The sequence below is a fragment of the Photobacterium sp. ABD4_091 genome (assembly GCF_056160145.1).
The window spans coordinates 2,719,243-2,732,149 of sequence record NZ_JBSWWQ010000001.1 but is presented as its reverse complement, the minus strand read 5'-3'; the positions used below and the strand labels follow the sequence as shown (position 1 = coordinate 2,732,149).

Genomic DNA, 12,907 nt, shown 5'->3' with positions numbered 1-12,907 from the left:
AATGAAATAACTTAGGGTACCCTTACCTAACTAAGCTTTTCTAACACGTCAATGATGGCGTCTGCAAACAGATTATCTACACGCATAAAGCAAAGATAATCCCATCTGCTTTACTATCGGGCTGCCTGCTGAAAGGTTTCGTGTCATTTCAAAGTTTCCGGCTAAACGCCTAAAAAAGGCACCTGCTGGTGTCAATAGTTCACGCTAAACTAGCTTGCCGAAGAGACTTCAAACCGGTCAACGAGCTGGTGCAGTCGAATGATCGAATTTTTCACCAAGGTCGTTCTGCGCGTTAACTGCTGCGAGGACAGTTCCAGTGATGACATGCTGCTCTGCGCCTTTTCCGCGGTATCGCTATGGCGCTCACTGGTAGAGGCAATGACATTAATGGTCTGGAACATAGAGTCCACGGCTTGCTGCAACTTGTCACTGCGCTGGCTTGAATCCAATATCATCGAGCTTTGCTCGACATTGTGAACACCCTGCTCCATATAGCTGACCGCCGTTTTGGATTGGCCTCGCAATTTACTTACCGTTTCACCAATATGGTTGGCGGCGGTTGATGTTTTGGTGGCAAGGTTTCTCACCTCATCAGCCACCACCGAGAACCCTCGGCCGTGCTCACCTGCCCTTGCAGCCTCGATAGCCGCATTCAAAGCCAATAAATTAGTTTGCTCGGTAATTTCAGAAATAAGCCGGACCACCTCTTCGATATGCTTCATCTCGTCGTTAATTTCATTCACGCTATTTGCCGACGCTTTAACGATACCTTTGATTTCCTGGGTATTGCTTACCGCCTGCTGGTACTCCTCCTGCGCTGAGTCGACCATATTCTGCATCAATTCTTGCAACTGCTGGGCAGATTGCTCTGCTTTGTTGATTTCTGCTTGTTGATGGCGAGTCAAGGTTAGCAATGAGTCGATAGAGCCTGAGGTTTGAACCGTGCAATCATCAACTACGGTACAGCGGCGCAGCATTGAATTACTCACCTGTTCAACTTCATTGGAGGCAAAGATAATGCCCCCTACAACACTTTCGAGGTTATCTATAAAACTATTGATCCACCGCCCTAAATCCCCCGTCTCATCGGGATAAAACTGCTGGCTATCAAGCCGGCGCTTAAGATCCCCATCACCTTCGGCAATGGTTTTGATCACCCCTGTCATTTGTTCCAATTGCCTGACCATTGGCTTTGCAACCATATGCTTAAACACGCCGTAGCCTATCAACAATGACATGGCCATCATCAGGCTCAGTGCAGGGATCCCCAATGACATAAAATGCGCGAGCAGCAATGGGGGCACAACGGTAAACAGCCAAATCAGCGCGTACTTATTGCTCAGTTTCTTGGAAAGAGAGCGATGCCGGTAGACCTCCTCCAAATCGGCCTCGCACATCATCCCCCAGCGATCGGGTGAACCGCGAAGCTGGAATGTCACCCCCTTCCCTATCACTGGAATATGCCGATAGTCAGAATAGCCAGGGTATTCCACATACAGGTTTTTGCCTTTGGCAATTGTCTCCCTGACACCTGGATGCAGCTTCTTGGTCGCCGGATCGGTGAAGAGAATTTCAAACTCGGTATGTTTATCTATTTTGACCGCCCCCCAATCGGTCCCGACGCCCGATTTCAGATTTTCTCCATGAGAAAAAGTACTGTCTTCAAATCGCGAACGAGAAAGAGCCGTGCCAGGCTGTATTGACGGGTCAAATTTCGAGTCCACCATGAAGATGTAGTTATCGCCCGACTCACTGTAGATATGCCCGGCTTCACGCTGGATAAGATCTCCCAACACATCATTGGGAACGCGGCCACATAGACAGCCGATGAAAGTGCCTGATACTTCTATCGGCTGATAGAACATCAACGTCACTTCATCATGGAAGCTTGAACTTGAGGGACCGGGTGCCAACGTCTGCTTGTCGATGTAAGGCCCATGCAGAAATTGCTTTTTAATTCCTTTGGCTAATGCCTCATTCTGACGGTGACTTTGGCCAGTATGGGCGGGAAAGCTACTGGCTGTGACCTTTCCATCGGCATTAACAATAAACAACTCTGAAAAGTCATTATTTCGATTTAGCAATTGTGCCAACACATTTGGCTGCTCTTGCTCTGGCTTTGTCGCTAGGTAAAACATCGCATCTTGCAGGAAGTCCCATTGCGTTTCGGTCCAAGTATGGAGCAACCTTACCCGTGTGTTAGAAATGCTGTCGAATGTCTCTTCAAGGTAAGAGATTTTATCCCGGTTTAACCAGCATGCTTTGCGCATCGCCAGCTTACCGTTAGGGCCAAAAATAGGGAGCCAGTTCTTTTCTTGCTGTGAGAGCTGCATTGTATCCATCCATATACATCATCCTGTTGTTTTAAATGCAATAAAAATACCAAACTCAACAGTTTGGTATGTTATGGATTGATAGTGAAAGGTAGGGGCAAAACACTGAAATAAATGATAAAAAACTTAGTATTGCCAGCCTCAGTCAAAATTGGTGCATCACATAGGAGCAATGCACCAATTCTGGGCAAAAGAACAAGCTAAGGTTATTCCTTGTAGCTAAGCTTATTCTTTGTGGTTAAATTTCAACAAGCGAAGCGCGTTCAAGGTGACCAGCGCCGTGGCACCGCTATCGGCCATTACTGCCACCCACAAGCCTGTCATGCCCAGCAAGGTGGTGATCAAGAAAACACCTTTCAACCCCAGTGCCAAGAATACATTCTGTTTGATGTTAGCCAGCGTCGCTTTGGATAGCGCGATCATCATTGGTAGCTCAGCAACCCGGTTGTGGGTCAGTGCAGCATCGGCGGTTTCCAAGGCCACGTCGGTTCCGCCACCCATGGCAATACCAATGGATGCTGTTTTCATCGCTGGGGCATCGTTAATACCATCCCCTACCATCGCCACATTGGCGCGCTGGTTGGCCAGTTCCACATGCTTCACTTTATCTTCCGGCAACAGGCCTGCTTCAAATGCAATACCGATTTCACCGGCAATTGCAGCCGCTGCACGTGGGTTGTCACCGGTTAGCATCACTGAATGGATACCCATAGCCTTGAGCGCTTTCACGGCCTTGGCACTGTCTTCGCGCAAGTTATCACGCCAGGCAATCAACCCCACCGGTGCTAGGTTACGAAGAGCAACCACCAAGGTTTTCCCCTCACCTTCAAGCGCAAAGGCTTGTTCCGCCTGTTGTGCCGACAGCGTTACGCCCTCAGGCAAACGGTCTGCCGCCACCAGCATCAAACTATCACCTTCAGTATTGCCCTGAATGCCCCGGCCCGTTAGCGCTTGGCGTTCTTGCGCTTCTTCAACCTTCAAGCCACGCTCTTTGGCAGCGTTAACCACAGCCTGTGCCAGCGGGTGGGCTGATCCCATCTCAACCGCCGCTGATTGTCGCAGCAAGCGCTGCTCGTCACCATCCCAGCTAACGATATCTGTCATCACTGGTTTGCCTTCAGTCAGGGTACCGGTTTTATCGAAAGCAACAGTTTCAATTCGGCCTAATTGCTCAAGAGCTGCACCACCTTTGATCAGGGCTCCCCGGCGCGTTGCGGCAGCCAGACCGGAGGTAATAGCTGCCGGAATGGAAATGACCAATGCACATGGACAAGCAATCAATAGCAGTGTCAGGCCTTTGTATAGCCACTCATCCCAAGCCTGACCGAAGAGCATCGGAGGGATCACTACCACCAAAGCTGCCAGTACGATCATTGCCGGGGTGTACCAGCGACTGAAACGGTCGACAAAGCGCTCCAAGGGTGCCTTGCGGGATTCTGCATCTTCAATCAGGTGTAAGATGCGGTCGATGGCGTTTTCGCCCTGCTCTGAGGTAATCTGCAGGCGAACCACTTTATCGGCCACCAAGGCACCGGCCATCACTTGCTCGCCAGGTAAGCGTTCGACCGGAACGGACTCACCCGTTAAAGCACTTTCATCAAAACTGGCTGCCGCATCCATCAATTCGACATCAGCGGGCAAGCGGCCACCCGGTGCAACTTCAATAATGTCAGCCGGTTTAAGCTCACTGGCCGAGACCAGTTCTTTGCTACCGTCTGCCAATATACGGCTGGCTTTTTCCGGCACCAAAGCCATCAGCGCCTTCACACCGCTCCGGGCTTTCGCTGATGCATAGCCTTCAAGTTGCTCACCGATAAGGAATAACAACAGCACCATTGCCGCTTCGGCGGTTTCACCCAAATAAAGCGCACCAATCGCTGCTACGCTCATCAGGGTTTCAATCGAAAATAGCGAACCACTTTTCGCCAACGTTATAGCTTTGCGGGCGATAGGGAATAGGCCAACTAAGGTCGTTGCCGTGAAGGCGGCCAGCCCCATAACCTCAGATTGCTTGCTAACGATGAAAGAGACCACCATCATCAAAGCAATCATCAGTACAGGTAAATTTTCTTTCAATAAACTCGTTGGCTTTTCTTGTTCTGATGCACTGCCAGCCGTGTAAAGCTGGAAGCCAGATTCCCGTGTTTTCGCTACGATAGCGTCTGATATCGCTGCCGATTGACAATTGACGACCAACTTTTCAGTGGCAAACATCACTTTCGCTGAAGCAACACCATCAAGACCATTGATAGCCTTTTCTAATTTACTGGCGCAGCTTGGACAGTCCATACCACCGACTTTCCAGCTTAGGGTCGTACTATGAGGGGCAGGAGAAATATCGTCACTCAGCGTATCTTCGCTAGCTGTGTCATTACAACTACCCGAAGTGCAACATGACGACTCGGCCGCTGCCTCTGCGGAAGTGATTTTATTAACTGAAAATCCGAGGGAGGCACCGGAGGCAGGATCGTCATCGCCCGGCGAGAGATCAGATTCTTGCGAAACTGATGGCGTTGTACTTGATTGGCAGGTTCCAGTGGTACAGCAAGACTCGACACTGTTGTTTTCCACCATAACAGATGGCTGGCCTACACCGGCAGCTTTCACTGCATGTACATGTAACTTCTTATTATTGCATTGGGCACACATGGCCTTCTCCTTGTCTTTGTGAACGGTGGTTTACTCACCACAGTCTTTACTATAAACCTTGGAGTACAGTCCAAGGTCAAGGTGAGAGAAGCGATTTTACAGTGTTTTCATTCCGGCCAGATTTCTATTCACAGCCCCTTAAGCTGCAGTTCAGCGTATTTACAAAATAAAATATCTCCTTTCGAGTCATGGACAATTGTCCCAATCACTCTATAATTCCGCTCCTTGTTCCCAATAGATGCATACTATGTCTCGTAAACCCGATCGCCGCACGGCGATGCAACTAATCATCGAGCAGGTTAAACAAGAGCTGCCGCTGTATGATTCAGATACCTTTGTCTGTGGCCCTGACAACAGTTGTATCGGCTGTCCAAAAAAGCTGATGGAGTTGCTGGAGTCGGAAGTATCCTACTGGGAGTGCGCACTGGACAGGGGTGACTCGCCGGACTTTGACGATATTTCGCGCTTTGGCAAGATGTGCCGCAATATCAAACGCGGCTTGATCAGAAATAATATTGTGGCGGCCTAGATATCCCCAAGCGACTTCAAGATACAAAAAGCAGGCATAGAAGCCTGCTTTTTTGTTTTTCGTTGCCATTGGCAAAAGCCTTTAGCTAAAGCCTTAACTAAGCCTTTGGCTAAATTAACTTAGGCGCCTAAACACAACGCCGTTATCTAGGATGTCCATCCAAGGCTGGTAGTCCATCCCCATATCAAAGATGTATTCGGTGATTAAGCTTCTTGCTGTTGTCAGCAGGCTATCGGCTTTCCAAGGCTTTTCGAAATAGCTTTCGATTCGAGCCCGGTTAATAGCAGCAATAGTATCTTGGTGGGTTGCTTGCCCTGTTAACAGAACCTTTTTGGTTTTGTGAAAACGTGAATCCTGTGAGATCTCAGTCAGCAGCTCAACACCCGTTTTACCCGGCATCACATGGTCCGAGATCACCAATGCAACGAACTCGCCTTCAGCATCCAGTTCATCCATCAGCTCCAGTGCCTCATCCGCTGATTCACAGTCTTCAACATGAAAGAAGTCATTCAACGGTGACAGATCTTTCAATACGGCGCTTAGTACTTCCCTCTGATCATCTACGCAGATGATGTTTAGTTTTTCCATAACCATTCCCTTACGCGATTGGCAGTTTGATACGAAACTTTGTTTTTTCCGGGTCACTTTTCAGTGCAATGGTGCCGCCATAGCTATTGACGATCCGTTGTACTATCGAGAGGCCCAGCCCTAATCCGAACGACAACCCACCTTTCTTGGTCGTGAAGTTGGGTTGAAATACCTTTCGCCGCGTCGCTTCATCGATCATCGGCCCGTTGTTGCTGATAGTGATCAGCAAGCGATTTTTAGAATGCCGCGTAATGATTTCTATCTGTGGATCTGGGGTGTCCTCCATCGCATCACACGCATTCTTGATAATATTGACCCACACCTGCACCAGCTCCGTGGTGCTCGCCGTCATCGTCGGCAGCACCGCCGGGCGCAGCACCACATTGACCCGCCTCAAGTTGCTTTGCAGCAGCGCCAATGATTTGTGGATGGTATCGTTGACATCAACCTCCGGCTGGCGAGCATTGTCTGTGCCACCCAGCTGTTTTACCGAGCGAACAATACTGGCTGCATGCTTGGAGGCGAGCTTCATATCATGCAAATCACGCCCGATGTCCCAGTACTGTAGGGCTTCACCAAGGTTGTCCAGCCAATAAGCAGGCACTTCGCCGTCAGGCACTGCACGGGCAAGCTGCCTGGCCTGATCCCTTTCCAAACCAAGGTCTTGCTGCAGCTGCTTGGCTCGTTTGCGGGCCTGCGCCGAGGTAACGGCCTGCCCGTCACATATCCCCAAATCGAGGAACGGGCTGACTTCCGGTTTGTTTTCTTCCAGAAAACGGCAGATCCCTTCCTGCAAACCTTCGGTTTTACTGCTCAAGACACCAACAGCATTGTTAAGCTCATGGGCAATACCCGCAGCCAACTGGCCTAGCGTGGTCATCTGCTCAGCGGCATAGAGTTTTTGCAGCGCCTTCTCTTTCTCGATGGCCTGCAGCCCAGTCATCATCTGTCGCTGTGCCAATTCGTGTACCATAACAGGCATAAACTGCTCAGCTAAAGAACCATAACTTTCCGGCTCAACGGCCTGGGTTTTAAGGTCAATCCAGGCAATTTCGCTGTCTTTCTCAGCCACCACCGTGGTCGAAGCCATCAAGGTTTGGGCAAAAAAGCTATGAACCCCGAAGAACATCCCCTGCTCGACCCGAAACACTTTGGCCGTGACATCCGCTTCGTTCTTGAGGTAACCCGACAACTCACCTTTTTTCACCCAATAGAGCTTGTCGTTGTAGCCGTCCTGTATCAGCACCTGCGTGCCCGCCTTGACTGCTTCAGTTCGGGCGGGTTCACGGAAGTAGACATCAATGATCCGCTGCATAGCTTTTGGTTGATGCATGGCGACTCTCTTCTTAGACATGCTTAGATATGGTCAATCAGATGCAATAGCCAGATCATGGCAAAACTCAGTACCACACCGACTACCCCAATGATCACCCCTACCCGGGCCATTTGGTTACTCTGGACATGGCCCGTTGCATGGGCCAGTGCATTTGGTGGCGTACTGATCGGCAAAGACATACCCAGCGACGCGGCAAACGTCACCACAAGAATCAGCGTAATTTCACCTCCCAATGGCACCAGCGATACCATGGATGTCCCTAAGGCGGCCATAATTGGCATCAACAAGTTTGCCGTCGCGGTATGGGACATGAAGTTCGCCATGACCAGGCATAGCAGTGCCGAGCCACCCAATACGATGTATGGCGAGAAGCTGTCGAACGGAATGCTGTGCACCATGAGCTTTGCAAGCCCCGTCTGGTCTAATGCTAGGCCAAGGGCGATACCACCCGAGACAAGCCAAAGCACATCCCAAGAGATTTTTTTCAAATCTTCCTTGTTGATAATGCCGGTCAACGAGAACACCGCAACCGGGATCAGGGCAACAGTGTAAGAGTTCATACCGTGGGATGACCCCATCAACCACAGGATAATCGTCAGTGTGAACGTGGCATAAACAGTGACCGCCTTCGGGGTCATCAGGAACTTGCCCTTGATGGTCAGTTCGATTTTTTCTTGTTTCGCTGGGTATAGCGCATTAATGAGTACCCAGGCAAACACCAACAAAACAGCGACAAACGGCACACCAAAGAACATCCATTCACCGAAGGTGATCAGGTTATCGCCCGTCAGGTACTTCAATGCAATGGCATTCGGCGGGGTGCCGATAGGGGTACCAATACCACCAATGTTAGCGGCAACCGGAATACACAAGGCAAAGGCAATTTTGCCCGGGTCTTTAGCACCGAACAGTGCAATCACTGGCGCCAGAATAGAGAGCATCATGGCGGTGGTAGCTGTGTTTGACATGAACATCGAGAAGATGGCAGTGATCAGCATCAGCCCGAACATAACGTATTTCGGCTGGGTGCCGAATGGCTTCAACAATACCCGCGCCAAGTTAACGTCGAGGCGGTACTTGGTTGCGGCCATAGCAAGGAAGAACCCACCGAGGAACAGCATAATGATCGGGCTGGCAAAGGTCGCCATAATGTCGCTGTAGCTGAGTAGCTCACCGAAATGAGGTTGCCCCTCAGCCCCCCTGAACAGGTAAAGCCCTTTGTCAGAGAGCAACATGAGCTCCAGCACAATGATCACCACTGAGGTGGCGTAGATTGGGATCGGCTCCAGCACCCAGCACAAGGCTGCTAACAAAAAGATCGCTATAACACGCTGCTGTACAACGGTTAGCCCTTCGACAGGAAACGCTGATGCCGGCAGCAGCAGAATGATGAGTGGAATGAGAACGGGTATGATCACCCTTAGATATTGACGCATGTTTACATTATTCCCTTAAAACACAAAATCTTGTGTGCCTGCCACTACTAAAAACAGCTTTTCATCAATAAAAAGCCTGCAGCAACAGCAGCACCGGTAGCGCTTGCGTCTACCGGTAAAAATCCAGATTGGGTGATTGTGCGTCTATAGAAGGGAAATTTCACCGGAGCAGATCAATAAACCAGTGAAATATAACTATTTTTGATGATTGACTTATTAAAAAATGAGATTTACGTTTTGGTGTCTGTTGCCAAGGTCTCATCGATAACATCTTCATGTCCCATATAAGTCCTTGATGAACAAAACGGAGTCAGTGGTACGCTTGGTTCAAGGATTTCAGACTGCTCCTCTTGTTGCTCATGCTCAGAAGCCATTTTCCGGACCTGGTTAACCACCAGCATGCCGCTGAAGATACCAAACACAATGGTTCCTACCGCCTGCCCCATCAATACACCTTCCGCACCGCCTAACTTACCACCTAACCAAACAAACGGGATAGTACCCAAGGTGGCTTTTCCCATATTAAGCGCTGTTGACCACGTCGGGCGATTAAGGTTGTTAAAAGCTGCATTGGCAACAAACATGGCGCCATTAAAGATAAAAGTAATAGCGATAACAGTACAAAATACCGAGACAAGGCTTGCCGCATCCTCTTCCAAACTAAATGCCGCTATGAGCCAATCTTGCCCTAGCCATAACAACACTGATACCACCACACAGTAGCCAGTCACAAACATCAGCGCGTCAGAGAGCGAGCGAAGAATACGATCCCAACGCCCTGCACCGAAATTCTGGCCTATTATCGGGCCGATTGCCCCCGATAGCGAAAAGACCAGGGCAAAACACACGGGCATAATTCGGCCTATAACCGCATAACCGGCTACATAACTTTCACCAAACTGGGCGATATTGCTAGTCACGATAGCATTGCCTATCGGGGTCGCAGTATTGGTTAGAATTGCCGGAAACGCAATGGCAGAAATGGGCAACAAAGAAGATAAGAAAGAGCCGATATTAGGCCGGGCGACTAAATTATGATGAACAATCACTGCATGAATTGAAAAGACCATCACCGCTACTCGGGCGAAAACAGACGCCGTTGCCGCGCCTTCAACCCCCATAGAGAAGCCGAAGATAAATAAGGGATCGAGGACCGCATTCACCGCCCCGCCAATTATGGTCGCGTACATGGAGCGACGAGCATCACCAATCCCCCGAAGTGCAGCGCCTGCGGCCATCGATACTGCCACAACAGGGGCGCTTGGCATTAAGATCGTTAAATAATCCGTTGCAGCTTCAGCGACAGCACCTTTTGCCCCAATCATCGCGAGCAAGGACTGCAAATTATCGAGAACAACAGAAACCAGCACTGCACTGAAGATAACCGCGAAGATCATGACATTTACCGTCACACACCTTGCTTTTTCGCGCTGGTTCGCACCCAAAGCCCGGGAAACCAGCGCCCCCATCGCAATGGACGTACCAATAGAAGCCGAGGTGGTAAAGAAAACCAAGGTACCCGCAAAACCGATGGCCGCCGCAAGTTCGATTTCACCAAGTAAACTGATGAAGAACATATCGAGTAAGTCGACCAGGAACAATGCCATCAAGCCAACCGCTCCGGTGCCAGACATCACCACAATGTGCTTCATGGGTGAGCCGATGACAAACTTAGCGTCTTTGTCTGCCTTCAGCTGCGAGTTATTGTTCTCTTTAGTGGGTTGGGACGGCTTTGCCACTGGCTCTCCTTGCAAGCATTGAAAAACACCCGGGGTAATAGGGAATAAAAGAAAGGCGCTGAGTGCGCCTTTCTTTTATGTTGTCACATCACATCCACTAAACCGGGTGCTTGAAGCAATCACCAATTTGATTGCTGATCGCTGTCAGTACGTCTCGGCGGGTAATCACTCCCACCAACTGGTTGTTTTCTACCACTGGATAGATTTTCGGTTTTTGTCCGGCCATGGTATCGGCTAGCTCAATAATCGAATCTTCTGGAGACACTGTTAGTACATCCGAGTGCATACACTCTTCGACAGTGTGTGTATCCTGACAGTAATAGCCGACTTTCAGTAATTTATGGATCATATCCTGCTCAGACAAGAAACCGACAACCTTGCGTGTCTCATCAACTACCGGGCCACCAATTTGCTTGGCTGAAAGTAGTTTGTCCAGCGCTTTGGAAAGAGACATCTTCGGTTCGAATGTCACCGGACGCACATTCATATAATCCTTGACCTTCAACGACTCCATATATCCCCCTAATCATACTTGCTTGAACTGCCTACTACTCTGATGACAGCCCTTCGCGGTAACTTTTCAGATTGGCCCTCCTACTCCGAGGAGCACCTCCTTTTGATATAAGTGTCGTCTATTTCCTTGAAATTACTAAATTGAAAAAAACGATTTTATTAATAGGTATGACCTATTTACTGATTTCATAAAGCAAAACACCACCTTTATCTGTTTCCCCAAAACGAAAAAACCGCCGATACAGACGGCGGTTTTCATTGGCTTGACGATTAGCAACTACTTACATGAACAGCATAAACAGCATGGCAAAAGGTAGCTGATCACCATTAGATAGGATCACCTTGTCACCGTCGATCTGCATATCCAGCAAGTAATGGGTGGCATTGCGATCGACAATCGCACTTTGCTCAAGCATGTCGACCCGCTCGCTAAGCAGCGGATCAGCCTCGACCAGTTCAACTGGCAGGCTAAGGTGGATATCACCACCTAAGTTCTGAGCGATTTGACCGATGTTCTGGGAGATATTGCTGATCCCCGGGGCAATGTTCATATTCAAACGGCTTGTTACTTGGCCTTCCGGTGCCAATACACTCAGGTCACTGATCGAGAATGCCAGGCCTTTTGCCACCAAAGCATCAAGCGCAGCAGATACTTCCTGCGCTTGCTGTTCGGTTAAAGGCTCTTCCAGGTCATCCGTCATATCACCCAATAGGCTTAGCGCAGGGTAGTCGAGTTCAGAGAAAGCCATCTGGAAATTGAAATTTTGATATTCACTACCATCAAGCAATACCAGTTTGCCCACCTTTATATGGTTAGTATTAGCCAGCTGCTGCCCGGCCTTCTCTTCGCCTTCTGCCGCTTCTGGCTGGGTCAGGATATTATTCATCCCAACGTCTAGCCCTGCCATATCTAGGCTTTGCTCGGAATTCAGGTCGATAAAGCTCACCTTATCAAGGGTCAGGGCTTGGTCACCAATCCAAAACTGGCCATCCAAATAGCCTTTTCCGCCGCCTTGGAGACCGCTTAGCACCATTTCCTCATGTGCAGTCGTCGTTAGGCTCGCTGATGGAAGTTGGTACTGGAATTCCCCTGCCCCTTTCGCATTGACGGTCCCCTGCATAACAAAAGGTGCAACGGCAATACTGGTTCCGTTGAGTTCTTTCTCTTCGATAGGGTTAATCTGGAAAGTGAAGTCCGTCTTGCGGGTCAGCGCGGTACTGGTGGTAAAAGTAACCGGTGCAACGCCCTCTCCCCACAGCGCATCAGCCATTGGTTTTAGCTCATCATCGACCAATAGCTCACTGGTCGACGATACGCCCAGCAAACCATGGCTGACATGGTGTTTGACAAACCACACCGTCGGCAAGCCTTCATCTTCGAAAAGAAACTTCAGCTCATCTTTAAGCTCAATTTTAGAAACGGCTTCGGAGTTCAGGTAGCCGCGCTGGTATGTATCGTTGGTCACAGCAAGGTACGGGTTCTCGTACTGGCCCAGTGTATCCTGATAAATACGCTCGCCAATTTGGCCAGTCGCAAAAGGCCAGCACAGTGCAACCGCCACTGCGCCGCCAACGGCACCGATTTTTCCTAGCATTATTTTTATATCCCAGCTCTGAAGGTCAAAAACTCAGTCTATCATAGCTTGCTGAACAATGAATTTACCAATTCACATTGATTTACAGGGAATTTTTCCCTTCTCCTACAAATCGACTCAGTGTCACATCCTGATTCAATAACCGAAATAATCTCACGCGATTGCTAGTTGGCTCTCAATCCAATGTGA

Annotated in this window: 9 protein-coding genes; 1 reads left to right on the top strand and 8 read right to left on the bottom strand. The window is 49.4% G+C overall.

What is annotated here, in order from left to right; genetic code table 11:
- Positions 1-209: 209 nt before the first annotated feature.
- Positions 210-2,333 carry a methyl-accepting chemotaxis protein gene (locus ACXAGQ_RS12575; RefSeq protein WP_475254747.1) on the bottom strand — a complete coding sequence of 708 codons (2,124 nt, stop codon included), beginning with the start codon at positions 2,331-2,333 and terminating at the stop codon, positions 210-212.
- A 225-nt stretch (positions 2,334-2,558) separates the two neighbouring features.
- A complete protein-coding gene (locus ACXAGQ_RS12570) occupies positions 2,559-4,907 on the bottom strand; it encodes a zinc/cadmium/mercury/lead-transporting ATPase (RefSeq protein WP_475254746.1) in 2,349 nt (782 codons plus the stop codon).
- Positions 4,908-5,229: 322 nt separating this feature from the next.
- Between ACXAGQ_RS12570 and ACXAGQ_RS12565 the strand changes: the two genes are divergently transcribed.
- A complete protein-coding gene (locus ACXAGQ_RS12565) occupies positions 5,230-5,511 on the top strand; it encodes a hypothetical protein (RefSeq protein WP_475254169.1) in 282 nt (93 codons plus the stop codon).
- Positions 5,512-5,625: 114 nt separating this feature from the next.
- Here the strand turns inward: ACXAGQ_RS12565 and ACXAGQ_RS12560 are convergent, their stop codons facing one another.
- The 6 genes from ACXAGQ_RS12560 to ACXAGQ_RS12535 form a co-directional block, all read right to left on the bottom strand.
- Positions 5,626-6,099 carry a response regulator gene (locus tag ACXAGQ_RS12560; protein WP_475254168.1) on the bottom strand — a complete coding sequence of 158 codons (474 nt, stop codon included), beginning with the start codon at positions 6,097-6,099 and terminating at the stop codon, positions 5,626-5,628.
- A 10-nt stretch (positions 6,100-6,109) separates the two neighbouring features.
- Positions 6,110-7,432, bottom strand: coding sequence for an ATP-binding protein (locus ACXAGQ_RS12555; RefSeq protein ID WP_475254167.1), 1,323 nt, complete (start codon positions 7,430-7,432; stop codon positions 6,110-6,112).
- 23 nt (positions 7,433-7,455) lie between these two features.
- The gene (locus ACXAGQ_RS12550) at positions 7,456-8,871 is read right to left on the bottom strand and encodes an SLC13 family permease (RefSeq protein ID WP_475254166.1); all 1,416 of its coding nucleotides are present in this window, start codon (positions 8,869-8,871) and stop codon (positions 7,456-7,458) included.
- A gap of 230 nt (positions 8,872-9,101) precedes the next feature.
- Complete coding sequence (locus ACXAGQ_RS12545) at positions 9,102-10,505, bottom strand: MATE family efflux transporter (protein ID WP_475254744.1); 1,404 nt, start codon at positions 10,503-10,505, stop codon at positions 9,102-9,104.
- A gap of 202 nt (positions 10,506-10,707) precedes the next feature.
- Positions 10,708-11,124 carry a CBS domain-containing protein gene (locus ACXAGQ_RS12540; protein ID WP_475254165.1) on the bottom strand — a complete coding sequence of 139 codons (417 nt, stop codon included), beginning with the start codon at positions 11,122-11,124 and terminating at the stop codon, positions 10,708-10,710.
- A 280-nt stretch (positions 11,125-11,404) separates the two neighbouring features.
- A complete protein-coding gene (locus ACXAGQ_RS12535) occupies positions 11,405-12,718 on the bottom strand; it encodes a DUF945 family protein (protein ID WP_475254164.1) in 1,314 nt (437 codons plus the stop codon).
- Positions 12,719-12,907: the final 189 nt, after the last annotated feature.

Coding starts and splice junctions, on each gene's coding strand:
- ACXAGQ_RS12555 (WP_475254167.1), bottom strand. CDS start 7,432: ATGCATCAACCAAAAGCTATGCAGCGGATCATTGATGTCTACTTCCGT.
- ACXAGQ_RS12550 (WP_475254166.1), bottom strand. CDS start 8,871: ATGCGTCAATATCTAAGGGTGATCATACCCGTTCTCATTCCACTCATC.
- ACXAGQ_RS12535 (WP_475254164.1), bottom strand. CDS start 12,718: ATGCTAGGAAAAATCGGTGCCGTTGGCGGCGCAGTGGCGGTTGCACTG.
- ACXAGQ_RS12540 (WP_475254165.1), bottom strand. CDS start 11,124: ATGGAGTCGTTGAAGGTCAAGGATTATATGAATGTGCGTCCGGTGACA.
- ACXAGQ_RS12545 (WP_475254744.1), bottom strand. CDS start 10,505: ATGTCTGGCACCGGAGCGGTTGGCTTGATGGCATTGTTCCTGGTCGAC.
- ACXAGQ_RS12560 (WP_475254168.1), bottom strand. CDS start 6,099: ATGGAAAAACTAAACATCATCTGCGTAGATGATCAGAGGGAAGTACTA.
- ACXAGQ_RS12570 (WP_475254746.1), bottom strand. CDS start 4,907: ATGGTGGAAAACAACAGTGTCGAGTCTTGCTGTACCACTGGAACCTGC.
- ACXAGQ_RS12575 (WP_475254747.1), bottom strand. CDS start 2,333: ATGCAGCTCTCACAGCAAGAAAAGAACTGGCTCCCTATTTTTGGCCCT.
- ACXAGQ_RS12565 (WP_475254169.1), top strand. CDS start 5,230: ATGTCTCGTAAACCCGATCGCCGCACGGCGATGCAACTAATCATCGAG.